The 25,482-nt window shown below is 73.0% G+C and carries 19 protein-coding genes; 12 read left to right on the top strand and 7 right to left on the bottom strand.

What is annotated here, in order from left to right; genetic code table 11:
• Positions 1-96: 96 nt before the first annotated feature.
• Positions 97-3,990: a Pls/PosA family non-ribosomal peptide synthetase gene (locus ACFVDP_RS05125; protein ID WP_383483399.1), complete on the bottom strand. Its 3,894-nt coding sequence runs from the start codon at positions 3,988-3,990 to the stop codon at positions 97-99.
• Positions 3,991-4,737: 747 nt separating this feature from the next.
• Here ACFVDP_RS05125 and ACFVDP_RS05130 point away from each other — a divergent pair.
• From ACFVDP_RS05130 to ACFVDP_RS05150, 5 genes are all read left to right on the top strand, one after another.
• Positions 4,738-6,063: an extracellular solute-binding protein gene (locus ACFVDP_RS05130; protein WP_383483402.1), complete on the top strand. Its 1,326-nt coding sequence runs from the start codon at positions 4,738-4,740 to the stop codon at positions 6,061-6,063.
• Positions 6,060-7,034, top strand: coding sequence for a carbohydrate ABC transporter permease (locus tag ACFVDP_RS05135; RefSeq protein WP_383483405.1), 975 nt, complete (start codon positions 6,060-6,062; stop codon positions 7,032-7,034). Before ACFVDP_RS05130 ends, ACFVDP_RS05135 begins: the two co-directional genes overlap by 4 nt.
• The gene (locus ACFVDP_RS05140) at positions 7,031-7,855 is read left to right on the top strand and encodes a carbohydrate ABC transporter permease (RefSeq protein WP_383483408.1); all 825 of its coding nucleotides are present in this window, start codon (positions 7,031-7,033) and stop codon (positions 7,853-7,855) included. Before ACFVDP_RS05135 ends, ACFVDP_RS05140 begins: the two co-directional genes overlap by 4 nt.
• A gap of 45 nt (positions 7,856-7,900) precedes the next feature.
• The gene (locus tag ACFVDP_RS05145; protein ID WP_383483411.1) at positions 7,901-10,894 is read left to right on the top strand and encodes a glycoside hydrolase family 3 C-terminal domain-containing protein; all 2,994 of its coding nucleotides are present in this window, start codon (positions 7,901-7,903) and stop codon (positions 10,892-10,894) included.
• Between the two features lie 155 nt (positions 10,895-11,049).
• Complete coding sequence (locus ACFVDP_RS05150) at positions 11,050-11,820, top strand: polysaccharide deacetylase family protein (protein ID WP_383483414.1); 771 nt, start codon at positions 11,050-11,052, stop codon at positions 11,818-11,820.
• On the opposite strand, the gene ACFVDP_RS05155 is transcribed toward ACFVDP_RS05150, so the two are convergent.
• On the bottom strand, positions 11,793-12,449 hold the full coding sequence (locus tag ACFVDP_RS05155; protein ID WP_383483417.1) for a TetR/AcrR family transcriptional regulator: 657 nt from the start codon (positions 12,447-12,449) through the stop codon (positions 11,793-11,795). The genes ACFVDP_RS05150 and ACFVDP_RS05155 overlap by 28 nt on opposite strands.
• A 99-nt stretch (positions 12,450-12,548) precedes the next feature.
• On the opposite strand from ACFVDP_RS05155, the gene ACFVDP_RS05160 reads away from it, so the two are divergent.
• On the top strand, positions 12,549-13,508 hold the full coding sequence (locus ACFVDP_RS05160) for a zinc-binding dehydrogenase (protein ID WP_383483420.1): 960 nt from the start codon (positions 12,549-12,551) through the stop codon (positions 13,506-13,508).
• A gap of 15 nt (positions 13,509-13,523) precedes the next feature.
• On the opposite strand, the gene ACFVDP_RS05165 is transcribed toward ACFVDP_RS05160, so the two are convergent.
• The 3 genes from ACFVDP_RS05165 to ACFVDP_RS05175 are packed head-to-tail and all read right to left on the bottom strand — an operon-like array spanning position 13,524 to position 17,050.
• On the bottom strand, positions 13,524-15,107 hold the full coding sequence (locus tag ACFVDP_RS05165) for an FAD-dependent oxidoreductase (RefSeq protein ID WP_383483422.1): 1,584 nt from the start codon (positions 15,105-15,107) through the stop codon (positions 13,524-13,526).
• On the bottom strand, positions 15,104-15,838 hold the full coding sequence (locus ACFVDP_RS05170; protein ID WP_383483425.1) for a methyltransferase: 735 nt from the start codon (positions 15,836-15,838) through the stop codon (positions 15,104-15,106). Before ACFVDP_RS05170 ends, ACFVDP_RS05165 begins: the two co-directional genes overlap by 4 nt.
• Before the next feature lie 24 nt (positions 15,839-15,862).
• A complete protein-coding gene (locus ACFVDP_RS05175) occupies positions 15,863-17,050 on the bottom strand; it encodes a lycopene cyclase family protein (RefSeq protein WP_383483428.1) in 1,188 nt (395 codons plus the stop codon).
• 203 nt (positions 17,051-17,253) lie between these two features.
• Between ACFVDP_RS05175 and ACFVDP_RS05180 the strand changes: the two genes are divergently transcribed.
• From ACFVDP_RS05180 to ACFVDP_RS05195, 4 genes are read left to right on the top strand one after another with little or no spacing between them, the layout of a single operon-like run.
• Positions 17,254-18,489: a polyprenyl synthetase family protein gene (locus ACFVDP_RS05180; protein WP_383483430.1), complete on the top strand. Its 1,236-nt coding sequence runs from the start codon at positions 17,254-17,256 to the stop codon at positions 18,487-18,489.
• Entirely contained in the window at positions 18,486-20,024 is a 1,539-nt protein-coding gene (gene crtI / locus ACFVDP_RS05185) for a phytoene desaturase family protein (protein ID WP_383483433.1), read from the top strand. Before ACFVDP_RS05180 ends, crtI begins: the two co-directional genes overlap by 4 nt.
• Positions 20,021-21,049, top strand: coding sequence for a phytoene/squalene synthase family protein (locus tag ACFVDP_RS05190; protein WP_383483436.1), 1,029 nt, complete (start codon positions 20,021-20,023; stop codon positions 21,047-21,049). The genes crtI and ACFVDP_RS05190 overlap by 4 nt, the downstream gene beginning before the upstream one ends.
• Entirely contained in the window at positions 21,046-22,059 is a 1,014-nt protein-coding gene (locus ACFVDP_RS05195; RefSeq protein ID WP_383483439.1) for a DUF5914 domain-containing protein, read from the top strand. Before ACFVDP_RS05190 ends, ACFVDP_RS05195 begins: the two co-directional genes overlap by 4 nt.
• 22 nt (positions 22,060-22,081) lie before the next feature.
• Here ACFVDP_RS05195 and ACFVDP_RS05200 read toward each other — a convergent pair whose 3' ends face one another.
• Positions 22,082-22,261, bottom strand: a complete 180-nt coding sequence (locus tag ACFVDP_RS05200; RefSeq protein ID WP_383483442.1) for a DUF6480 family protein — start codon at positions 22,259-22,261, stop codon at positions 22,082-22,084.
• 58 nt (positions 22,262-22,319) lie between these two features.
• Complete coding sequence (locus tag ACFVDP_RS05205; protein WP_383483445.1) at positions 22,320-23,648, bottom strand: nucleotide disphospho-sugar-binding domain-containing protein; 1,329 nt, start codon at positions 23,646-23,648, stop codon at positions 22,320-22,322.
• Positions 23,649-23,886: 238 nt separating this feature from the next.
• Between ACFVDP_RS05205 and ACFVDP_RS05210 the strand changes: the two genes are divergently transcribed.
• On the top strand, positions 23,887-24,768 hold the full coding sequence (locus ACFVDP_RS05210) for an oxygenase MpaB family protein (protein ID WP_383483448.1): 882 nt from the start codon (positions 23,887-23,889) through the stop codon (positions 24,766-24,768).
• The gene (locus tag ACFVDP_RS05215) at positions 24,768-25,442 is read left to right on the top strand and encodes an SDR family NAD(P)-dependent oxidoreductase (RefSeq protein ID WP_383483451.1); all 675 of its coding nucleotides are present in this window, start codon (positions 24,768-24,770) and stop codon (positions 25,440-25,442) included. The genes ACFVDP_RS05210 and ACFVDP_RS05215 overlap by 1 nt, the downstream gene beginning before the upstream one ends.
• Positions 25,443-25,482 lie beyond the last annotated feature (40 nt).

Below are 25,482 nucleotides of genomic sequence, written 5' to 3' on the forward strand. Positions count from 1 at the left end.
ATATTTTTTGTTCGTTCGCCCCGATTTTTCCCTTTCCTTTTCCTTTTCCCTTTGCCCTTTCCCCGAGCTCTTTCCCCTCCCCGTCCCCCCCCCGCCTCAGGGGCGCCAGGCCTCGATCGGGTTGCCCAGCCAGCGGGTGTCCGCCGGTACCGACTCGCCGGCCATGACGAGGGACGCGGGGCCCAGGGTCGTACGGGCTCCGATCTCACTGCCCGGCAGGACGATTCCGCCCGGGCCCAGCGTGGCACCCGCACGGAGAACCACAGTATCCGTCCGCAGGATCCGATCATGGAAGAGGTGGGTCTGGAGGACGCAGCCCCGGTTCACGCTCGCCGCGGGCCCGATGGTGACGAGGTCGGTCTCCGGCAGCCAGTAACTCTCGCACCACGCGCCCCGGCCGATCCGCGCACCGAGCGCGCGCAGCCACAGGGTGAGCACCGGGGTGCCGGGGACGGCTCCGGCGAGCCAGGGCACGGCGACCGTCTCGACGAAGGTGTCGGCGAGTTCGCCCCGCCAGACGAAACCGCACCACAGGGGATGTTCCCCGGGGCTGTGCCGGCCGACGAGCAGCCACTTGGCGACGACGGAGACGAGACACCCGAGCACGCCCGCCCCGAGCAGGACGGCGCCGGACAACAGCGCCGCCGCCCACCAGCCGTGGGCCGCGACGGCGGTGAGCGTCGCGGCCACGAGGACGAAGAGTGCCGCCGAGCAGAGGACCGGGACGAGCCGGCACAGTTCGACCAGGGCGCGGGCCAGCTTCAGACGGGCGGGCGGCGCGTAGGTGCGGCTGTCGTCGTGGGCGGTGGCCGTGCGCGGCAGTTCGACCGGTGGCAGGCCCAGGTAGGAGCTGCCCCGCCGGGCCTTCTTGGGGGTGGCCGACAACACGCCGACCAGGCCGTCGTCGGGTACGGCGCGGCCGGGTGCGGTCATCCCGGAGTTGCCGAGGAAGGCCCGTCGGCCGATGTCCGCGCGGCCGACCCGGATCCAGCCGCCGCCCAGCTCGTAGGGGGCGGTCAGGGTGTCGTCGGCGAGGAAGGCGCCCTCCCCCACCGTGGTCAGTCCGGGCAGCCCGAGCACGGTGGACACTTCGGCGCCGCGCCCCACGCGCATGCCGAGCAACCGCATCCATACGGGGGTGACGAGCCCGGCGTACAACGGGAAGAGGGTCTGCCGGGACAGGTCCATCAGCTGGGTGACGGTCCACGCCTGCCAGCCGGTGCGGCTGTGGGTGGGGCGGGTGCCGGCGCGCAGGCCGAGGCTGAGCAGGCGGACGCCGACGAGGATCAGCGCGGCATAGGTGAGGCCGAAGAGGAGGGTGGCGGGGACGAGTGCGCGCAGTGCGCCGGCCACGGCCTCGCCGAGGGCCGCGTCGGCGGGCACGAAGGCGCGCGCCAGGCACAGTGCGGGGAGCGCGGCGAGGACCGGCAGGAGGCTGAGGGTGCTCCCCGTCAGGCCGTACATGGCGCGCCAGTGCACGGCGCGCGGTGGTCGCTCGCGCGGCCAGTCGCGCCGGGCCCGGCCGAGCTTGACGGCGGGTGAGCCCGCCCAGCGCTGGCCGGTGGGTATCTGTCCGCGCACGGCCGAGCCGGGGGCGACCTCGGCGCGCTTGCCGACCCGGGCGCCCGGGAACAGGACGCTGCGGGTGCCGACCACGGCGCCCGCGCCGACCTTGAGGGCGCCGATCTCCAGCCGGTCGCCGTCCAGCCAGTGCCCGGACAGGTCGACCTCGGTCTCGACGGCGCAGCCGCGGCCGAGTTTGAGCAGGCCGGTGACCGGGGGCAGCGAGTGCAGGTCGACGTCGGGGCCGATCCGGGCACCGAGGGCTCGCGCGTACCGTTCGAGCCAGGAGCCGGTCAGGGAGGTCGCGCCGCTGTACTCGGCGAGCCGTTCGGCGGTCCACAGGCGCAGATGGACGCGGCCCCCGCGCGGGTAGGTGCCGGGCCCGACGCCACGCAGGAGCAGGCGGGCGCCGCCCGCCGCGATGGCCAGGCGTCCCGGCGGGCTGTACAGGACGAGGGCGCAGACGGCGACGAGCCACCAGGAGGCGGACGGCGCCCACGGGTAGGGACCGAGCAGGTGCAGTACGTTGCCGAGGGCCGCGAGGGCGACGGTCCAGCGCAGCCCGACGAGGGTGAACAGCGGGAGCAACAGGGCGGTTTGGGCCGCCTGGGTACGCAGGGGCACGGGTGTGACGAACCGGGCGGAGCCGTCGTTCTGCGCGGACTTCTCCAGCCTGCGGGCCAGCTTGCGCAGGACGGGCCGTTCGTAGATGTCGAGGACGGCGGCGTTCGGGTAGCGCGTACGCAGTTGCGTGGTGAGCCGGGCGGCGGCCAGGCTGCCTCCGCCGAGCGCGAAGAAGTCGTCGCGGGCGCCGGTCACGGGGATGCCGAGGATGTCGCTCCACTGCTCGGCGAGCCAGGCCTCGGTGCCGTACAGCTGCTCGGCCGCGCCGTCGGCGCCGGTGTCCGTGCCGGGCAGCGGCCAGGGCAGCGCGTCGCGGTCGACCTTGCCGGAGGTACGGGTGGGCAGGTCGTCGACCTGGGCCAGCAACGGTACGAGTGCGGCGGGCAGTTCGGCGCGGAGACGTTCGAGTGCGGCCGTGCGGTCGAAGCCGTCCTGGGTGACGAGGTAGCCGACGAGGAGCTGGTTGCCGCCGGGGGCCGTGCGGACGGCGGCGGCCGCGCCCGCGACGCCGGGCAGCGCCGACAGGGCGGTGTCGACCTCGCCGAGTTCGATGCGGCGGCCGCCGAGCTTGATCTGTTCGTCGCCGCGCCCGAGGAAGACCAGCCCTTCCCGGTCGGCCTTGACCAGGTCACCGCTGCGGTAGGCCCGCTGCCAGCCCAGCGACTCCAGCGGCGCGTACTTCTCCGCGTCCCTGTCGGCGTCGAGGTAGCGGGCGAGTCCCGCGCCGGCGATGACGAGCTGGCCGCTCCCGCCCATCGGTACGGGCCGGTCCTCCTCGTCGACGACGGCCAACTCCCAGCCGTTCAGGGGCAGTCCGATGCGGAGCGGCTCGGTGCCGGTCATCAGGGCGGCGCAGGCGACGACGGTGGTCTCGGTGGGGCCGTAGGTGTTCCACACCTCGCGGCCCTCGGTGACCAGCCGCCGGGCGAGTCCGGGCGGGCAGGTCTCGCCGCCGAAGATCAGCAGCCGGACGTCGTCGAGGGCCTCGGGCTCCCAGAGGGCGGCGAGGGTCGGCACGGTGGAGATCACGGTGATCTCCTGCTCCACGAGCCACGGCCCGAGGTCGGCGCCGCCGCGCACCTGCGCTCGTGGGACCGGGACCAGGCAGGCGCCGTGCCGCCAGGCCAGCCACATCTCCTCGCAGGAGGCGTCGAACGCGACCGACAGCCCGGCCATCACCCGGTCGCCGGGGCCGACCGGATCGTCGGTGAGGAACAGCGCGGCCTCGGCGTCCACGAACGCGGCGGCGCCGCGGTGGTGGACGGCGACGCCCTTGGGCCTGCCGGTCGACCCCGACGTGAAGATGATCCACGCGTCGTCGTCGGGCCCGGGCCGGGCGGCCGAAACGTCCGCGGGCTTGTCCACCGTGAAGCGGTGTCCGGCGCCGATGACGGTCCTGACCCGCGCCTCGCCGAAGACGAGGTCGGCGCGCTCGTCGGGGTCCTCGGCGTCGACCGGGACGTAGGCCGCGCCGGCGGCGAGGACGGCGAGGATCGCGACGTACAGCTCGTTCGTGCCGCTCGGTACGCGGATCCCGACCCGGTCGCCGTGGCCCACGCCTGCCGTGTCGAGTCTGCGCCGTAGCTCTTCCACCGCTGCGGCCAGCCCGCGGTACGTCAGTTGGCGGGTGCCGTCGTCGAGGGCGGGCTCGTCGGGGTGCGCCCGTACCGTCTCATCGAGAAGGTCCACGAGGGTGCGCGGTGGGGCCGCGCGTCCTCCGGTGAAGAGGGCGAGGGCCTCGGGCCGGTCGCTCATCTCCGCTTCGAGCAGGCCGAGTTCTGCGTTTGCACGCGTGGCTGGCATCGGGTCCTGACGTCGAGGTCCGCGCATTCCCCGGAGCACGGGCGGGCCCGCTCCAGGTCTGCCTGAGCCCGTCCGACCCCGGGCCGGACAAGCGCCACATCCTAATCCCGGCCCACGAGTTGGGGGTCCCGGGTTGGCCAACTCCCGATCGCGCGGTTCCCCGCGCCCCTGGGTTGTTCGTCATCTGCCGGCCGGTGGCCGCTTCTCGCGCAGTTCCCCGCGCCCCTGAGGCAGGCGCTTCGCGCCGCCTCCCCTCGGAGGCTGCGCTGCGCGCGCCTCCACGCGGGACAGAGGGCGAAGCGCCTACACACGCCACAGGGAGCCGCGCCTCCACACGGGACAGGGGGCCGCAACCTCCACACGGGCCGGGGGACGCGTCCCCACACGGGACCGAGGGAGGCGCCTCCACCCGGGGCAGGGGCCGCGCCTCCACCCGAGGCAGGGGCCGCGCCTCCGCCTTGGGCAGATGGCGCGCCCCGATGGAGATAGCGCACGAAGTGCGCATCTCCAGGGGCGCGGGGAACTGCGCGAGAAGCGGCCACCGGCCCGCACCAGACCGACAACCCCACAAGGGGCGCGGGGAACTGCGCGACCACCCCCCACCGACCCGCAGCCGAACAACGACCCCGCCGGGCCACGGCACCCGCCCCGATCCCGTCCACCCCATTGACCCCCCGCGCCGCGCAGCCTACCGTCACCCGTCGAAGCGCTTCGACACACCCTTGCCGAGCTCTGAGGGAGCCGCGGATGTTGACGATACGAAGCACCACGCACACCAGAGGCCGACGCCCCCGCACCCTGGCCGCCGCCGCATCGGCCCTGACCTGCGTCCTCGCCCTCACCTCCTGCGGCGGCGGCAGCGACGACGACAGCGGCGGAGGGTCGAAGACCCTGCGCCTGTGGCACTACGAGGCCGCCAACAGCGCGATGGGCGCGGCCTGGAACGAGGCGATCAAGGAGTTCGAGGACCAACACCCGGGCGTGAAGGTCAAGTTCGAGGAGAAGAGCTTCGACCAGATACAGAAGACCGCGTCCATGGTCCTCGGCTCCGACGACGCCCCCGACCTCATGGAGTACAACAAGGGCAACGCCACGGCGGGCCTGCTGTCGAAGCAGGGCCTGCTGACCGACATGACCGCCGAGGTCACCAAGCGCGGCTGGGACAAGCAGCTCTCCCCGTCGATCACCACCACGAGCCGCTACTCACCGACCGGCACCATGGGCTCGGGCAAGTGGTACGGCGTGCCGAACTACGGCGAGTTCCTCCAGGCGTACTACAACAAGGACCTCTTCAAGAAGTACGGCATCGAGATCCCGACGACGTTCGACGAACTCACCTCCGCACTGGCCGAGTTCAAGAAACACGGCGTCACGCCGCTCGCCAACTCCGGCGCCGAATACCTCGCCCACCAGTACGTCTACCAGCTCGCCCTCACCGAGGCGGACCGCGCCTGGGTCGACGACTACGAGCTGAAGGGCAAGGCCGACTTCCACGACGCGGCCTGGACGTACGCGGCGACCACCTTCGCCGACTGGGTGAAGAAGGGCTACATCAGCAAGGACACCACCAGCGCCACGGCCGAGAAGGCGGGTGTCTCCTGGCTCCAGCAGAAGGCGCCGATCATCTTCTCCGGCACCTGGTGGTTCGGGCGCTTCGAGGACGAGGCGAAGTTCGACTGGTCGTCCGGCCTCTTCCCCGGCGCCGCGCTCACGCCCGGCTCCGGCGGCAACCTGTGGGTGGTGCCCGCCAAGTCGAAGAACAAAGAACTCGCCTACGACTTCATCGACATCACCATGTCGAAGAAGATCCAGAACCTGCTCGGCAACAAGGGCGGCGTGCCCGTCGCGGCCGACGCCTCCGCCATCAAGGACCCCAAGTCTCAAGCGCTGATCGAGGACTTCAACTCGCTGTCCGACAAGAACGGCCTCGCCTACTACCCGGACTGGCCGGTGGCCGGCTTCTACGACACGCTCGTATCGCAGACCCAGCGGCTGATGACCGGAAGCGCTTCACCCGAGCAGTACCTCGACGCGCTCCAGGCCGCCTACGACAAGGGCGCGTCCAAGGGATGAGCCTGACCGCACTGCGCAAGGAGCACGCGGCCAGGAGCAGGCGCGGCGGACCCGGACGTCCGCCGCGCGGCCCGCGCCGTGACAGTTACGCCCTCTTCCTCCTGCCGGGCGCGCTCGCCTTCCTCGCCGTGATCGTCGCCCCGTTCGCGATGAACACCGCGTGGAGCTTCGCCGACTGGCAGGGGGTGGGGCCCCTGCACTGGTCCGGGCTCTCCAACTACCGTGAGCTGCTTCAGGACGCGGAGTTCTGGGCCTCCTTCCGGCACAGCCTCTTCATGGTCCTGTCGATGTCCGTCGTCCCGACCGTCATCGGCCTGGTGCTCGCCGCCACCCTCTTCGACTTCGTCGCCAAGCACTACGGCAGCCGTCTCGCGGCCGTGCTGCGGGCCTGCTTCTATCTGCCGCAGGTGCTGCCGATCGCGGTGGCGGGCATCGTGTGGAGCTGGATCCTCGCGCCCGACGACGGCGCGCTGAACGCCTTCCTCAAGGCGGTCGGGCTCGGCTCCTGGCAGCAGGACTGGCTCGGCGACCCCGACCTCGCGCTCTGGTCCGTCATGGGCGTGATGGCGTGGGTGCAGATCGGCTTCCCGCTGGTGGTCTTCATGGCCGGACTGCAGCGCGTGGACCCGCAGTTGTACGAGGCCGCCGAGCTGGACGGGGCCGGCTGGTGGCGCAGGCTCTGGCACGTGACGCTGCCGCAGATCAGGCCGGAGATCTACGTCGTGCTCCTGTGGTGCACCATCGCGGCGCTGAAGGTCTTCGGGGCGATCTACGTCCTCACCAAGGGCGGCCCGGGCGGCGCGACCGACGTGCCGTCGTACTTCTCGTACACGACGTTCTTCGAGCAGACCCAGGTCGGCTACGGGGCCGCGATCTCCACCGTCCTGACCGTGATCATCCTGCTGCTCGCGCTCGCCGGACTGCGACTCCAGACGCGGGCCGAGGACGCCGAGGAAGGACGTGCCGCATGAGGGGATCCGTACGCCGCCATCCGGTGCTCGCCGCGCTGTTCGTCGCGGCGCTGTTCATGGTCGCCCCGTTCCTCATCGTCGTCGTCAACGCCTTCAAGTCCCCCGAGGAGTACTCCAACAACGGCCCGCTCGCCCTGCCCGACGGGTTCTACACCGACGGCATCACCGGCTTCTGGGAGCGGGTCGACTTCGGCCAGAAGCTGTGGAACTCGACGCTCATCAGCGGCTCGGTGGCCGTCCTCGCGGTCCTGCTGTCGATCCTCACCGCGTACGCGATCGGCATCGGCCGGGTGAAGGGCCGCACCTGGGTGCTGGCCTTCTTCGTCCTCGCGAACATGCTGCCGCAGGAGTCGCTCGTCTACCCGCTCTACTTCCTGGCGAAGAAGGTGGACCTGTACGACACCCGGCTCAGCGTGATCATCGTCTTCACGGTGATCCAGTCGGCGTTCGGCACGTATCTCCTGGCGTCGGTGCTGGGCCGCTTCCCGCGTGAGGTGGTCGAGGCGGCACGGATCGACGGCGCGGGGAAGTGGCAGGTCCTGTGGCGCATCGTCGTGCCCATGAACCGCCCGACGATCGGGGTGCTGCTCGTCTTCTTCTTCATCTGGACGTGGAACGAGTTCCTGCTGCCGCTCGTCATGCTGCTCTCCAACGACCACCAGACCGTGTCGGTGGCGCTCGGCGTCCTCCAGGGGCAGCGCCTGATGGACGCCACGATGACCAACGCGGCGGCGCTGCTCGGCGTCCTGCCCGCGATCGTGTTCTTCCTGCTCTTCCAGCGGACCTTGGCCCGCGGCATCGCCGCGGGCGCCGTCAAGTGACCCAGCACAGGCCTCCGTTACCTCACTCTCATCGAGGAGTCAGCCGTGCACGACGACCGCGAAAGACCCGAGGGCCCCTCCGGCTCAGGCATCAGCAGACGCACCCTGATCGCCGCGGCGACCGCGGCGCTCGCCGTCCCCGGCACCGTGCTCGCCACGGCCGCACCCGGCGCGGCGGCGGCCGCGCACCCCTTCCGCGACCCGACCCGCTCCGTCGCCGCCCGCGTCGAGGACCTGCTCGGCCGCCTCACGCTCGACGAGAAGATCTCCCTCCTGCACCAGTACCAGCCCGCGATCGAGCGGCTCGGCATCGCCTCGTTCCGCACCGGCACCGAGGCCCTGCACGGTGTCGCGTGGCTCGGGAAGGCGACCGTGTTCCCACAGGCCGTCGGGCTCGCCTCCGCCTGGGATCCCGGACTGCTGACCCGGGTCGGCGCGGCCGTCGGCGACGAGGCGCGCGGCTTCCAGCAGGAGCGGCCCGCCGGGTGGAGCCTCAATCTGTGGGCGCCCGTGGTGAATCTGCTGCGCGACCCGCGCTGGGGCCGCAACGAGGAGGGCTACTCGGAGGACCCGTATCTGACGGGCGTGCTCTCGACGGCGTACGGCAAGGGCTTGACCGGCGGTGATCCCGACCATCTCAAGACGGCCCCCACGCTCAAGCACTACCTCGCCAACAACAACGAGGTGGACCGCACGACCACGTCGAGCGATCTGCGTCCGCGCGTGCTGCACGAATACGACGAGGCGGCCTTCCGGCCCGCGATCGAGGCGGACGCCGCCACGGGAGTGATGGCCGCGTACAACCTGGTCAACGGCCGCCCCTGCACGGTCGATCCGGATCTCGACACCACCGTCCGCTCCTGGACCGACCGTGATCTGCTGAACGTGACGGACGCCTGGGCGCCCAACAACCTGGTCACCGGCAACGGTTCGCAGAACTACTACTCCTCCCCCGCCGAGGCGGACACGGCGGCCCTCAAGGCGGGCATCGACAGCTTCACGACGGACGACACCGACTCCTCACCCACGACGACGGCTCTCAAGAAGGCCGTATCGGAAGGGTTGTCGACGCGGTCGGACATCGACCGGGCGGCGGGGCACGTCCTCGCGATCCGGGTCAGGCTCGGCGAGTTCGACCCGGGCGGCGGCCGGTACGGCGCGATCGGCAAGGACGCGATCGACACCCCCGCCCATCGCCGACTCGCCCGCGAGGCGGCGACGAAGGCGGCGGTGCTGCTGAAGAACGCGCACGGCACGCTGCCCCTCGACCGGACCCGCACCAGGAGCGTGGCGGTGGTCGGCCCGCTCGCCGACACCCTGTACACGGACTGGTACTCGGGCACGCTGCCCTACGCGGTGACCCCGAAGGACGGCATCGCGGGCGTCCTGGGCGCGGACGCCGTGACCGCCAGTGAGGGCGTGGACCGGATCGCCCTGCGCAACACCGCGACGGGCGACCGGATCACGGCCGGTGCGGGTACGGCCGGCGCGCCGCTGCGCGAGAGCGACGCCGCGGCGAGCGACGCGACGGCACAGTTCGACGTCTTCGACTGGGGCTCCGGCGTCGTCACCCTGCGGGCGGTGGCGAACGGCCTCTACGTGGGCAGCAGCGGCACGGGATTCGTCAACGACCAGACCCAGCCGAACGGCTGGTACGTGCAGCAGCAGTTCAGCCTGGAGCAACAGCCGGACGCCACCTGCCTGTTGAAGTACGCGGGATACGAGACCACCGAGTCCTGGTGGTCCTCACCGCTGTACCTGGGGCCGACGGGCGCGGACGGCACGCTGGGCCTGGTGGAGAAGGCGGCGGCCGCCTCCTATGCGCGCGAGGTGGTCCGCTCCGGCACCGACGACGCGGTCGAGGCGGCCCGGGACAAGGACGCGGTGGTCGTCGTCATCGGCTCGATGCCCGCGATCAACGGCCGTGAGGCCCACGACCGCCGGAGCCTGGACATCGCCCCGGCGCAGGCCGCCCTCGTGACGGCGGTGGCCGCGGCCAACCCGCGCACGGTCGTGATCGTGGAGAACAGCTATCCGACGGCGCTGGGTGAACTGGCCGCGCGCGTACCGGCGTTGCTGTGGACCTCGCACGCGGGCCAGGAGACCGGAAACGCCCTCGCCGCCCTCCTCTTCGGCGACGCGAACCCGGCGGGGCGGCTGACCCAGACCTGGTACCGCTCCGAGGACGACCTCCCGCCCCTCCTCGCCTACGACATCATCAAGGAGGAGCGCACGTACTGGTACTTCAAGGGCACGCCCCTCCACCCCTTCGGCCACGGCCTGTCGTACACCTCCTTCGGCTACGGGAAGGTGAAGCGCTTCGACGGCGGTTACGAGGTCGCCGTCACGAACACCGGCCGGCGCGCCGGTGACGAGGTCGTCCAGCTCTACGTCCATCAGCGCACCTCCCGCGACGTCCAGCCGCTGCGACGGCTCAGATCCTTCGCGAGGGTCTCCCTGGCGCCGGGCGAGACGAAGACGGTCCGCCTCCCCCTCTCCCGCGCGGACCTCGCGCACTGGGACGTCACCCGCGACCGGTGGATCGTGGAGTCCGCCACGTACGACATCCTGGTGGGCGCCTCGTCGGCGGACATCCGGGCGCGGACGACCTGGAAGGTGACGGGCGAGACCGTCCCACCCCGCGACCTCGCACGCACGACGCGCGCGGAGACCTTCGACGACTGCACCGGCCACCCCGCGCTCCGTCTGGTGGACGAGTCGAAGGAGCGCGGCACAGCCGTCTCGGCGACCACCGAAGGCACGTGGCTGTCCTTCGCGGACGCCCAACTCCCGCGCGGTGCGGCCACTTTCACGGCGCGTGTGGCGGGCGGAGCGGGCAGCGTGCAGATCCGCGCCGGAGGTCCGCGGGGCCGCCTGCTGGGCACGGTGACGTTCCCCGCGACCGCGTCGGTCTACGACTACACCACGGTGACGGCTCGCCTCGACGGCGTGCCCGGCGGGCGGGACACGCTCTGTCTGATCCTCTCGGAGGGGGTGCGGCTGGCGTCCTTCGCGGTGCGCCCGAAGGACGGGCGGTAGGCAGCGCAACGCCCGCCCTTCGCCGTTGTGTCCGCGAACGCCCCCGGAATTGTCCGTGATCGGTAACGGACGGATCCGCGGGCCCGTCCGCCTCGTCCTGCCAAGTGGCCGCAAGGTCGGCGGCATCGGCGAGGCACGGCGCGGGAGGAACGGACATGACACGGCGGAGCGGTGGACAGGGCTGGAACAGCAGAGTGGTCGGGGCGGCGCTCGCGGTGACCGTGCTCGCCGGGGGCGTCTCCGTGTGGACCGCGCAGGCCGGCGAGGCGAGCGGGACGGCGCCGAGGGCGAGCGCCACCGCGCGGGACAAGGGTGCGGAGGCGGTCGCGAAGACCATCGCGCACGCCTCCGACGCGGGGGCCCGCGGCGTGAACATCACCATCGACGACGGCCCCGACCCCGTCTGGACCCCTCAAGTCCTCGCCGTGCTGGAGGAGTACGGGGTGAAGGCCACCTTCTGCATGGTGGGCACCCAGGCGCAGGCCCACCCTGATCTCGTCAAGAAGGTCGTCGCGGCCGGGCACCGCCTGTGCGACCACACGGTGTCGCACAACACCGCCATGGACAAGCGGCCCGAGTCGTACCAGTCGCAGCAGATCCTCGACGCCGAGCGCATGATCACCAAGGCGTCCGGCGGGGTGCGGCCCATGTACTACCGGGCGCCCGGCGGGGCGTTCACCCCGTACAGCCGCACCCTCGCCGCCTCGCGCGGGATGCGCCCGCTGGGCTGGAACGTGGACACCAAGGACTTCGAGCGCCCGGGCACGGCCGCCATCGTCGCCACCGTGGATCAGGAGCTGCCCAACGGGCCGACGCTCCTCTTCCACGATGCGGGCGGCGACCGTACCCAGACGGTCGAAGCCCTGCGCCAGGTCCTCCCCCAGCTCAAGGAGAAGGGCTATTCGTTCGGCTTCCCCGTGCGCTGAACCTCGGCACCGCGCAGGTGCGCGGGGGGCGGCAGCGGGGTGGGCGCGGCCGTCTCCGGTCCGGCGCGGAACGCCTCGATCACGTACGCGGCGAAGCGGCGGGAGGCCGTGACGCGTGCGGCGCGGGGCGCGTCGTGGAGGCCGCGGTGGGCCATGAGCATGAGGATCAGGTCGTCGATGACGAAGCCGGGGCGCAGCTCGCCGGTCCGCTGGGACCGGCGGGCCAGTTCGGTGACCGCGCGCAGGGTCTGTTCCCGGTCGGCGGTGAAGTCCATGGCCTCGGGATAGGCCGCCATGAAGGCGTCGGCGAAGCCCAGGCTGTGTGCGTGGAGTTCGCAGACCCGCTCGATCAGCTCGCGGAATCCGTGCCAGGGATCCGGGTCCGCGAGGGCGTCGCGCACGGCGGCGCGGCAGGCCCGCCGCTGCTCGGCGAACGTCTCCGTGATCAGGTCCGCCTTGGTCGGGAAGTGCCGGTACAGCGTGGCGGGGCCGATGCCCGCCCGCCGGGCGATCTCGCGCATGGGCGCGCTCAGGCCCGTCTCGCCGAACACCGCGCGGGCGGCGTCCAGGATGCGGGCCCGGTTGTCGCGGGCGTCGGAGCGGGCGGTCCGAGACAAATGGCCGGTCATCGTTTCTCACTTCGGTCAAGCGGACGGGGGTGTCCGTTACGGTCCGATGGCGGTGCTGCCGCCCCCTCCATCCCACCATCCCGCCCCCGAGGAGCAGCGATGAAAGCAGTCGTCATCAGGACGTTCGGCGAACCGGACGGCCTGGAGGTCGTCGATGTCCCGGAGCCCGTGCCCGGCCCGGGACAGGTGCGGATCGCCACGGAGGCGATCGGGGTGGGCGGCGTGGACGCCGTGATCCGCCGGGGCACCCTCGCCGCCTACGGCTTCCGCGAGGGCCACCTCCTCGGCAGCGAGGTCGCCGGACGCGTCAGCGCCGTGGGCGAGGGCGTGGACGAGGCGTGGGCCGGCCGGCGCGTCTGGGCCTTCACCGGGCTGTCCGGCGGGTACGCCGAGCAGGCGGTCGCCGCGCTCGACGACGTCCTGCCGCTGCCGGACGGCCTGAGCGGCGCCGACGCGGTGGCGCTCGGCGGCTCCGGTGTCGTCGCCCACTTCGCCCTCGACCGGGCCCGTTTCGCGCCGGGCGAGTCGGTGCTCGTACGGGGTGCGGCGGGCAGCATCGGGATCACGGCGGTCCAGCTCGCGGCCCGGGGCGGAGCGGGCGCGGTGGCGGTCACCACGTCGTCGGCGGAGCGCGGCGCGCGGCTGCGGGACCTGGGCGCGACCCATGTCCTGGACCGCTCGGGCGCCGGGGACGACGCACCCAAGGGCTTCGACGTGGTGGTCGATGTGGTCGCCGGACCCCAACTGCCGTCCTTCCTCGACAGGTTGAACCCCAACGGGCGGTACGTCGCGGTCGGTGTGGTCGGCGGGCAGCCTCCGGCGGACTTCGGCACACGGCTCATGGACGCCTTCCGCGCGTCGCTGTCGTTCGCCACCCTCAGCACCGACACCGTGCCGGGCCCGGACCGGCAGGCCGTGCGGGCCGCCCAGTTCACGGCTGCCGCGCACGGGGAACTGCGTACGGTCGTGCACGCGATCCTGCCGCTCGGCCGGGCGGCGGCCGCCCACCGTGCGATGGACGTGGGAGAGGTGTTCGGCAGGATCGTGCTGACGCCCTGAGCCGGGCGGGCCGTCTCATCCGCGGGGCCGCGCGGCCTCCCCGCGTCGCGGACCCGTGCTCCAGCGCGCCATCTGTCGCAGCAGCGGATCGCGCCCGCGCAGCGGCACGGTCCACAACTCGTGCCCCCGCACCCGCCATTGGCGCAGCAGCGCGTTGGCGGCGAGCATGCCGCTGGTCGCGGCGCGTTCCATCAGCGCGACCGGCAGGTCGGTGCGCACCAGGTCACCGGCGATCATGAGGCGGGGGTTGGAGGTGCGGACCGTCGGCCGGTCCGCGTACCCCGACACGGCGAACATCGGGCAGTCGTCGCGCCACTCGTGCCGGGCGTCGACGACACGTGCCTCGCGGGTCTCCGGATACACCTGGTGCAGCTGGTCGACGAGCCGCTTCTCCTCGGTGCGCCGGTCGACGAGGCCGTCCAGGGCGTAGGCGTGGAGCTCCACGACCGATCCGCCCGTGCGGCGGGACCACTGGTGTGCCTCCTTCTCCCAGCGGTCCAGCACGCTGACGTTGTCCAGGGTGCCGTAGCCGCTGGTCCCGAGGAAGCCGGCCCGGTCGGCGGCGACGGGCCGGTCGAGCCACAGCCGCGAGACGAGGAACGACGGCGCCGTCCGCAGCCGGGCGATCCGGGTGTACCAGGACGCGTCGGCGACGTCCGGGCTGTGCCGGACCAGATGTTGCAGGCCGCCGGTGTCGAGGGCGAGGACACAGGCGTCGTAGTGCCGGGTGTGCGCCCCGGCGGTGAGGGTGAACCCGCCGTCGGACGACGAGGCGAGACGGTCGACCGGCTGCGCCACGCGGATGTCCGCGCCGAGCCCTTCGAGATAGCGGCCCAGGGGGTCCCACAGGGCGGTCGGGAAGGGGTCGTCGGGCACGTCGAAGAGCAGGCCCTCGGCCGAGCCCAGGAAGTAGATGTGGAACATCAGCACCATCTCGGCGGCCGACAGCTTGCGCGGGTCCGCGAAGAAGCTCCGGGAGAACACCTCGAACGCCAAGTGGTGGGCGGCCTCGGGGAATCGGATGGCGTGCAGGAAGTCGTGCGCGCTGACGCCGTCCAGCCGGTCGTAGACCTCCGGTACCCGTACGTCCATCAGCGGGAGGGCCGCCCGCGCGTTGATCCGGGGCAGGTCGCGCACGGTGAAGGTCGGGCTGCGCAGGGCGAAGCCGAGGGCGCTCCACGGAGGGGTGCGGGGGACGTGCCGGAAGCTGTCCCGCAGGCCGTCCGCGTGCCAGAGCGGGTAGTCGGGCAGCGCGGTGAGCCGTTCCAGGTGCGGATCGGTGCGGCGCAGCAGGGCCCGCAGGTTGTAGTACTGGCGGAAGAACGCGTGGAAGCCGCGGCTCATCGTGGCCGACGAGCCGTCGGACAGTTCGGTGGTCCAGCCTGCCAGGCGTCCGCCGAGGGTGGCCTCCCGTTCGAAGAGGGTGACGCGCACGCCGCGTTCGGCCAGGGCGACGGCGGCGGCGAGTCCCGCGATCCCGCCGCCGACGACGGCCGTCGTGGGGGCGGGGTCCGTGACCCGGGACGCTCCGGGCCCGGCCGGGATGCGCGCCGCCCGGCGGTCCCGTGCCTGCGGTGGCAGCTGTGCCCGGCGCTTCATCCTCGGGTCCTCTCGCGCGGTACCTGGCCGACGATGGTGTGGGTGATGCCGGTCTGCCAGCCGGGCAGCGGAAGGACGGCGACCCGGGCGAAGCCCGCGGCCGCCACCCGCCGGGCGAACAGCGCGACGGTGTCGAACTCGACGACGCTGCGCCACAGATGCCGGTACAGGGCGCCGTCCCCCAGCGCGGTGGTGACGGGCAGCAGTCCGGCGCAGACCGCCGACCACACGGCACGGTGGCGGTGTTTGCCGCTGAGGGTGTACTCGTGCACCGCCACCCGGCCGCCGGGTCCGAGCGCTCCCCGTACGGAGGTCAGGACGCGGTCGGGGTCGGCCGTGTTGCGGAACAGGTAGGCGGCGAACACCGCGTCGAACTTGCCGTCGGACTCGCTGCCGATCCCGGCGTCGGCGAGGTGTTCGGCCGGGGTGTGGGCGAAGGTGACGCTCGACGGCCAGCGTTTCGCCGCGGCCCGCTCCAGCATGCCGGCGGAGGCGTCCACGGCCGTGATCTCCGCGTCGGGGAGCACGGACAGCAGCGCGGCGGTCGACGCCCCCGTTCCGCAGCCCAGGTCCAGGACCCGCAGCCCGCGTCCCTGTGCGGGCAGGCCCAGGCGGCGTGCCGAGCGTCGCAGGTGTGCGTGGTAGCCGGGGTTGGCGTTCACGAGGGTGTCGTAGGTGCGCGCGGCATGGTCGAAAGCTGAGGCGAGCGCGGCATCGCGCATCGTGGGCATGGTTCTCCTCCGGGCCCGGGCGGGTCAGGGTGTGGGGGCGGGCCGCAGCGGGCGGGCGGGAAGCTCCACCGCGCTGCGCAGCAGCGGCACGATCGGGCTGTTGAGCCCGATCGACAGGTCTTCGTGCAGGGCCGTGGCGCCGTCGAGGAAGCGCAGCAGGCGCTCCATGGGCACGCGTGAGAAGAGCCGGGTGAAGAAGGCCGCTCCGTCGATGCGGCCGCTGTCGAGGCCGTGCAGCAGGACGGCGTCCATGGCCATCGACCGCTTCGAGTGCGGGGGCGGCGGTGCCGGGTCGCGTCCGGCGAGCAGGGCCGCGGCGATCGCCGCGGTCTGGCGCTGGATGGCGGCGAAGGTGTAGCCCGTGGCGGGCCGGGTGGCGCCGCCGGCCGCGCCGATCCTGAAGGTGCTCAGGCCGACCTGGCGGGCGAAGCGGGCGTCGGTCATGGGGATCACCCCTTCCTCGCGTGCCTCGATGTGGACGTCGCGGATGCCGAGCACGTCGTGGAGGTAGGCCCGCAGGGCGGTGTCGTACCGCTCGGTGGGCAGGACGGACCTGGAGAACTGGGTGTACTCCACCAGCGCGGTGCGTTCGCCGGTCGGCAGCACGTAGGCGAAGGCCAGGCCCCGCTCCGGCTGCGGGGTGCGGAAGTCCATCAGTTCGACGGCGCTCGGGTCGAAGGCGGGCCGTTCGGTGCGGACGAACCAGCCGCGGAAGTGCTGGAGCAGCGTCGTGCGGGCCGGCGGCAGGCTGCCGAGCGGTCGCGAGTCGAACACCCACCGGGCCGGGACGCTCTCGCGCCGGCCCTCCGTGGTGCGGACGATCACACGCGCGCCGTTCGCGTCCTCCTCGACCGTCTCGACCGTCGCCCGGGTGCGGGTCAGTGAGCCGTGGGCGGCGAGCCGGGTCGCGACCGTCGCCTCGAAGTCGGTGGAGCGGATCATCTTGTAGCGCAGCGCGCCGGTGTCGGCGTCGACCAGGTGTCCGTCGGGGCCCCGGACCCTGATCCGGTTCCAGGACGCGGTGACGGCGTCGTCGTAGCGGCCGGCTCCGCGCTCCCAGAAACACCAGGTGCGCGGCGGGGGCCGCAGCGGACCCGCGGGCGCGTCGATGAGCCGGACGGCGGGCGCCGGGCCCGCCGACGCCGTGCACAGCCGCTCCGCCAGCGAGAGCCCGGCGGCACCGGCGCCGATGATCACCACGTCGGACCGCAACGCTCACCTCCTGTGTCGAGACACTTTGCTCCGGACACCCTTCTCCCGCCGCCCCGGCCGTGGATGCGCCGTTTCACGGCTTCGCGCCCACGACGCGTGAACGACGTTGCTCCGGTTGCCGCAATCCACCGCATCCGATCACGTGACCGGCGAGGAATGCCCTACATACTCTCCCCGGTCACCGGCATCCCTAAGGAGCTGACATGCCCCCCGATCAGGCCATGGGCGTCGCCACGGCGGTGGTGCCCCACGGCGGGACGCCCTGTCGGAACGCCGCCGACCCCGCGCGTGGCGTGCTCCCGTCCCGGTCCGTGCGGGTGCGCCGGATCGATGCCGAGCTGCCCCGCACGGTGCACGAGCGGCTGACCCGGCTGCTGGCCCGGCGTGTCGCGCAGGCCACCGCGGTCGACGCGACGTTCGGCGCCGATGTCGCCGAGCGCGTCGCCCGGTTCACGCTCGGCGGCGGGCGGCGCATCCGTCCGCAGTTCCTGTGGTGGGGGTTGCGGGCCTGTGGTCTCCCCGACGACGAACAGATCGAGGCGGCCCTCCAGTTGGGGGCGGCGCTCGAACTCATACAGACCTGCGCCCTCGTGCACGACGACGTCATGGACCAGGCCCCGGTCCGTCGCGGCCGCCCGGCCCTGCACGTCGACTTCACCGCGCAGTACCGGCCGTCGGCGCCCGCGGACGGCGCCCGGTTCGGCGAGTCGGCGGCGATCCTCGCCGGAGATCTCGCGCTGGCCTGGGCCGACGACGAGGCGGCGGCCCTGGATCTGACGGGCCCGCAGGCGCGCCGGCTGCGCGAGACGTGGTCGCAGATGCGCCTGGAGATGGTCGCCGGGCAGTACCTGGACGTCCAGGGCGAGCACACCCGGAACAGGTCGCTCCGGCAGGCCATCCGTGCCGCCTGTCTGAAAACCGCTCTGTACACGGTGGAGCGCCCGCTGCAGCTCGGCGCGATCCTCGGCCGGGCGGACGAGACGACGCTGCGGGCCCTGTGCTCGGCGGGCCGCGGCGCGGGCCTCGCCTTTCAGCTGCGCGACGATCTCGACGACGCGTTCGGCGACCCCGTCCGGCGGGACAAGCCGGCGGCCGGTGATCTCCGGGCGGGCAAACCCACGTATCTGGTCGCGCTGGCCCACGCCCGCGCCGAACGGGACGACGACCACCGGTCCCTGGCCATCCTCGCCCGGTCGGGCAGTCAGGACCTGGACGACGACGATCTGGACGATCTGCGGTACGTCCTCGAACGCACCGGCGCCCGGCAGCTCGTCGAGGACAAGATCCGCCATCTGGCCGCGCAGAGCGCACGCCATCTGGATTCCGCTCCGCTCGACCCCGTGGCCCACACCCGGCTGCGCCTCCTGCTCCGGCAGGTGGCCGGAACCCCCACGTCGCCGAACCGGTCGGCCGGCGTGGTCGAAGGAGCGGCCCGGTGAGGACCGTACGCGGCAGGACCGACCATGTGGTCGTCGTCGGCGCGGGCCTGTCCGGCCTGGCGGCGGCCCTCCATCTGCTGGGCGCCGGACGGAAGGTGACGCTCGTCGAGCGCGACGACCAGCCCGGCGGCAGGGCCGGGCTGCTGTCCCGGCAGGGCTATCGGATCGACACAGGACCGACCGTCATGACGATGCCCCACCTGGCCGACGAGGCGTTCGCCTCCGTCGGGGAGCGCCTTCGGGACCGGGTGGACCTGATCGAGCTGCACCCCGCCTACCGGGCGTCGTTCGCCGACGGCAGCTCCATCGACGTCCATACCGACGCGCAGGCCATGGAGCAGGCCGTCGAGGAGTTCGCCGGGCCGAAGGCGGCAGCCGGGTACGTGCGGCTGCGGCACTGGCTGGAGCGGCTCTACCGGGCGCAGATGAAGCACTTCATCGACACCAACTTCGACTCGCCGCTGCAACTGCTCACCCCGGACCTGGCCCGCCTCGCCGCGCTCGGCGGCTTCGGCCGCATGGACGCCCGGATCGGCCGGTTCATCGAGGACGAACGGCTGCGCCGCGTCTTCTCGTTCCAGTCCCTGTACGCGGGTGTGCCACCGGCCCGCGCCCTGGCCGCGTACGCCGTCATCGCCTACATGGACACCGTCGCCGGCGTGTACTTTCCGCGCGGCGGCATGCACGCGCTGCCCCGCGCGATGGCGGACGCCGCCCGCGCGGCAGGCGCCGACCTGCGGTTCGGTCGGACGGTACGCAGCCTGGAGCGCTCCGGCGACCGGGTCACCGCCGTGGTGACGGACACCGAGCGGATCCCGTGCGACGCCGTCGTGCTGACCCCCGATCTGCCGGTCGTCTACCGGCTGCTGGGCCGCGCCCCGCGCCGCTCCGTGGCGCTGCGGCACGCCCCCTCGGCGGTGATCCTGCACGCCGGGACAGACCGCACCTGGCCCCAACTCGCCCACCACACCATCTCGTTCGGGGACGCCTGGCACGACACGTTCGACGAGCTGACCCGGCGCGGGCGGCTGATGAGCGACCCTTCGCTGCTCATCACCCGGCCCACGGCGACCGATCCGACGCTGGCGCCGCCCGGCAAGCATCTGCACTACATCCTGGCGCCCTGCCCGAACACCGACATCGGGCCGAGCCCCGCCCAGTGGGGCGATCTCGCGCCCCGCTACCGCGCCGAGCTGCTGACCGAGCTGGAGAAGCGCGGCCTGGACGGCATCGGTGACGCCATCGACGAGCAGTGCTTCGTCACCCCGGCCGACTGGCACGCCCAGGAGCACGCCGCGGGCACCCCGTTCTCGGCCGCGCACACCTTCGCCCAGACCGGGCCCTTCCGTCCCCGCAACCTCGTCCGCGGTACGGAGAACGCGGTGCTGGCCGGCTGCGGGACGACGCCCGGGGTCGGCGTGCCCACGGTGCTGCTGTCGGGGAAGCTCGCCGCCGCGCGGATCACCGGCGTCCGCACGAGCGGGCCGGCCCGGTCCCGCTCCCCGCACGACACACTTGGAGGGGCACACCTGTGACCGCGCGAGAACTCGATGCCGCGGGCATCACCGACCCCGGGCTGCGCAGTGCCTACACCCGGTGCCGCGGGCTCAACGCCCGCCACGGGAAGACCTACTTCCTGGCCACCCGGCTGCTGCCCGCCCACCGCCGGCCCGCCGTGCACGCGTTGTACGGCTTCGCCCGCTGGGCCGACGACATCGTCGACTGCCACGGCGCGGACACCCCGGTGCAGGAGCGCGCCGCAGCGCTGGAGAAGCTCTCGGCGGAGCTTCGGCAGGGGCTCGCCACGGGAGACAGCGCCGAGCCCGTCGTCCGTGCTCTCGCGGACACCGCGCAGCGCTACGCGATCGATCACGCGCACTTCCAGGACTTCATGACGGCGATGCGCGACGACCTGACGGTCACGGACTATCCGGGCTACGACGATCTGCGCCGCTACATGCACGGTTCGGCGGCGGTGATCGGACTCCAGATGCTGCCCGTCCTCGGGACCACGGTGCCCCGCGCCGAGGCGGAGCCGCACGCCGCCGCCCTCGGAGTGGCCTTCCAGCTCACCAACTTCCTGCGCGACGTGGGCGAGGACCTCGACCGCGGGCGCGTCTACCTGCCCGCGGACCTGCTGGCCGCGCACGGCGTCGACCGGGGCCTGCTGCGGTGGAGCCGGGACACCGGCCGCCGGGATCCCCGTATCACGCACGCGCTGAAGGCGTTCGAGGCGCTCACCCGGGACGTCTACCGGGAGGCGGTCCCCGGCATCGCGCTCCTCGACCCGGTGTCCCGGCCCTGCATCCGCAGCGCCTTCGTGCTGTACGCGGGCATTCTCGACGCCGTCGCCGACGACCGGTACAGCGTGCTGCACCGACGGGCCGTCGTGCCCCGGCGCCGCCGCGCGGTCGTCGCCCTCGACGGGCTCGTCCGCATCGCGCACGCCCGGATCCGCCACCGCCAGACTCCCCTCGCCGCACTCCCGCACCGGCCGGACGCGCACGGCGTGCCCGCCCGTGTGGGACGCGCCCCGCTCGCGGACAAGGAGGCGGCGTGAGCAGGCAGCCGTGGTCGGCACGGATTCCGCTGACGGTCCGCAAGAACCCGCAGGCGTGGGAGCGGCAGGAACCCACCTGGCGCCAGGCACGGCCCGCCGTGATCGAGAGCGCCCTGAAGCGGTCCCAGACACGGCCCTCCGGCAACTGGTACGTCGTCGGCGCCACCGCCGACGTACCGTCCGACGCGCCGCTCGGGCGCACCGTGGCCGGCCGTGAGCTGGTCGTCTGGCGCGACGCCGACGGAGAACTCGTCGCGGGGCCGGGCGCCTGCCCCCACCTGGGCGCGCCGCTCAAGGACAGCCCTGTGCGGTGCGGCACGCTCGTCTGCCACTGGCACGGGCTCACGCTGGGCGCGCAGGGCACGGCGGGCTGGCGGACCCTGCCCGTCCACGACGACGGCGTCCTGGTCTGGGTCAGGCTGGACGGCGCCGGCGGTGAAGGACCCCTGGAGCGGCCCGTCATTCCGCCGCGCCCTGATCAGGGCCGCTCGGTGGCCGCCGTCTACACCGGGTTCGGCCGCTGCGAGCCGGAGGACGTCGTCGCCAACCGGCTCGACCCGTGGCACGGTGCCTGGTTCCACCCGTACTCGTTCGTCGACCTGCGGGTCACCGACAGTCCGTCCGGTGACGGCGCGGATCCGGCGGACGACGGGTTCGCCGTGGACGTGTCCTTCCGGCTCACCTCCCGGCTGGTGGTGCCCGTCCGTGCCGTCTTCACCGCCCCGGAGCCGCGCACGGTGGTCATGCACATCACGGACGGAGAGGGACGCGACTCGGTGGTGGAGACCCACGCGACACCGCTGACACCGGCAGGCCACCCGGCGCCGCGGACCGCTGTGGTGGAGGCGGTGATCGCCACGTCCGATCGGCCCGGTTTCACCGTGGCCCGGCATGCCGCCTTCGCGCTGCGCCCCGTGATGAGGGCCGCGGCGAAGCGGCTGTGGCGCGACGACCTCGCCTACGCGGAACGCCGCTGGACCTTGCGCACGCGCACCGAACTCCCCCACTGACGCGGCGGTCGCACCTGACGGGTCACATTCCCCAGATGCGTGCCACGAAGAAGCCCGCCACCAGGACGGAGCCGACGAGGATGAGCAGCACCCAGAAGTAGGGGTGTTCCCAGATCCCGCCGTCGGCCCGTTCCTGGTGCGCCTCGGCGATGGATCCTTCCGCCGGCGGGGTCTCCGACGGCGGGACAAGTGGTGGGGTCATGTCTCCACGGTCCTCCCGATGCCCGGTGATCGCACGCCGAAGAGCCCGCGGGCGCCGTTCACACCCGGTTCATGACCGCCAGCAGCCGGGCCGCCGCCCAGGCGGGGCCCCGTCGGCGCATCGTGGCCGTGGACACGATGTCCAGCGGCCGCCGTCGGCCGGTCCAGAGGATCTGCAGCGCCTGGGGCACGTCCCGCTCCCCCAGGGCGTTGGGGTCCAGGACGGCGCCGACTCCGGCCCGCTCGGCGTCCGCGGCCACGCTGAACTGGTCGCTGGAGAAGGGCAGCACGACGGCGGGGACACCGGCGCGTACACACTCGGTGAACGAGTTGGCGCCTCCGTGATGGACCATCGCGTCCACGTGCGGCAGCAGTTCCTGCTGCGGGACGGAGGGGAACACCAGGCACCGGGGGCCGGCCAGGTCCGCGAGGGCGTCCGTGCGGGCTCCCGCGGCCACGATGACGCCGACGTCGCGGTGGGCCCGCAGGATGCTCTCCGTCACGGTGCGCAGCACGTCGTCGCGAGCGGACAGGAACGTGCCGAGCGCCACCAGGACCACCCGCCGGGTGCGGGCCCGCAGTGCCGTGACACGGTGCGCCCACGACGCGGGCAGCGGTTCCTCCTGCCCGACCATGTGGCCGGCGAAGAAGTGGGCCCGGCCGCGGGGCCGGACCGGCAGCCAGGGCAGTTGCGGGTAGGAGTACAGGACCGCGTGCGGCGAGGTGAGGGCGAAGGCACGGCCCGGCGCCGGGGCACCCGGCGCCGCGGTGCGGGCGACCGCCGCGAAGGCGGCGGTGAAGGCCTCGTCGTTGTCCTTCACCGACGCCCGCAGCGCGAGCAGTTCGTGCGGGGCGGGCCGGATCCGCGACGGCCACGCCTGCGGCAGCCCGAAGTATGCGTCCGCCTCGCCGAGCACGTAGCTGGGATGCCCGGGACACAGCGTCGCGTAGGGCACCCGCAGACAGTGCAGCGCGAGAGTGACCGGGTAGCTCAGCTGGTCGGCGACGTACCAGTCCGGTCGCACCCGCTCGTGCAGGCCGCGCACGGCGGTGAGCACTCCGTGCGGGTCGGCGAGCATGTCCGCCCGCCGGTGCGCGGCCTGGGTGAGCAGGGCTGGGATCGCGCCTCGCCGGGTGGCGTCGACGAAGTCGGCGAGACGTTCCGCCTCTCGGACGGCCTGCGGAGTGGACTCCGCGACACCGGTGTTCGCGTTGCGGGTCACGGCGAGCGGCTCGAAGCGGACCCGGGCCCACCGGGCGAGGTCCTCGAAGCCGTTGCCGCACGCGAAGTGCACATCGGCTCCGGCCCCGCGGAGCGCCGCGGCGAGGGAGGCCAAGGGTCGTGCGTGCGAGGCGAACGGCGGGCTCACCACCACGATGCGCGGCATGCTGTCCCTTTCGCGGCAGATCTGTGTGCCGCGGTGTGCGGCACCGCCTCCCTTTCGGGAGCCGCGCGCCGATGGATGCGCTGCAGCAAATCGCGCTGGTGCCGCATCTGTCACGGGAGGCAGGACGAAAAAGGGTGTGGACGGTCGGGCGAACCGACTCGCCCTGGAGCCGAATTCCCTGCGCGGCCGCGACGGTGGTCCCCGCGCGCCGTCATCCGTCGGATCTGAGAGGTGCCGTATGGCCGTCGTCACGGCGCGCGTCGTCGAGCCGCTTCGACTACGGGCCGGAAAGGCGCTGTTCGCACGCGTCGCCGGCCCGGAGGGGCCGCGCAACCGCGCGGAGATCCACGAGACTCCGGGGCCACGCTGGTTTCCGCGGGAGAGCCCGATCCGCCGGGTCCACGCCGACAGCGCCATGTTCGTCGGCGGTCTGTCCGCGCTGCTCCTCCAGACGCTGCATCCCACCGCGATGGCGGCCGTCGCCGCGCACTCCGGCTATCGCGGCGATCCGTGGGGCCGCCTCCACCGCACCAGCACCTTTCTGGCGACCACGACCTATGGAACGGCGGACAGCGCGCGGGCCGCCTGCGACCGGCTCAACGCCGTCCACGCTCGGATCCGGGGGGTCACCGACGAAGGCGTCGCCTATCACGCCTCGGACCCACACCTGCTCGAATGGGTGCACATCGCCGAGATCGACTCGTTCCTGCGCGCCCACCAGCGCTTCGCGGCGCATCGCCTGACACGGAGCGAATGCGACCGTTACGTCGCTCAGACCGCCCGGGTCGCCGAGGAGATCGGCGTGCCCGGGCCTCCGCGAACGGTGACCGAGCTGCGCGCCCGGTTCACGGCGTACCGCCCCGAGCTGCGGGCCACGCCGGAGGCCCTCGACACCGCCCGGTACCTGCTCCTCGATCCCCCGCTCCCGGTGGCCGCCCTGCCGTTCTACGCGGCCCTCGCGTCCAATGCGGTCGCCCTGCTGCCCGGCTGGGCGGCGGCGGAGTTGAAGCTGCCGCGCTGGGAGCGTGCCGAGCGGTGGACGGTCCTGCCCACCGGCCGGCTGATCACCGGCCTGATCCGCTGGGCGATGCACGATCCCGCCGCGGAAGGAGCCCGGTGATGGACATCGAGGGAGCGAGGGTGCTCGTCCCCGGGGCCACCGGTGCCATCGGTTCGGCCCTGGCCCGCACCCTGCACGGCAGCGGCGCCCTGCTGCACCTGGCGGGCAGGGACGAGGCTGTGCTGCGTACGCTCGGGGAGCAGTTGCCCGGCGTGCTGACCAGCACGTTCGACGCGTACGACCTGGACGGCTGCGCAGCCCTCACCGACCGGGCCGCCGAACGTCTCGGCGGTCTCGACGCGGTGGTGACCTGCGTCGGGGTTCCGGCCTTCGGCCCCGCCGAGACGGTGAGCGACGCCGTCGCGGAACACCTCATGACCGTGAACGCGCTGGCGCCCGTCGCCTTCCTCCGCGCCGCGCTCCCCCACATGACATCCGGTGGTGTCCTGGTGGCGCTCACCGGTGTCGTCGCCGACGCCCCGCCCGCGCACATGGCGGACTACGCAGCCGCGAAGTCCGCCCTAGCCGCCTGGGTGGAAGCCGTGCGCAAGGAACAGCGCAGGCGCCACGTCACGCTCGTCGATCTCCGTCTGCCCCACGTCGAGACCGGCTTCGCCGGGCGGGCGGTGGCCGGGCGTCCGCCCCGGCTGCCCCCGGGGCTGTCCGTCCCCGCGGCCGTCGCGCTCGTCATGGCCGCGCTCACCGACGCGCCCCCGGCGCCCGCCGCGGCCTGACCCGCCGCGAGCGCCCGGCCGCATCCGGTCCGGTCTCCAC

The sequence above is a fragment of the Streptomyces sp. NPDC057694 genome (genome assembly GCF_042799415.1).
GTDB lineage: Bacteria > Actinomycetota > Actinomycetes > Streptomycetales > Streptomycetaceae > Streptomyces.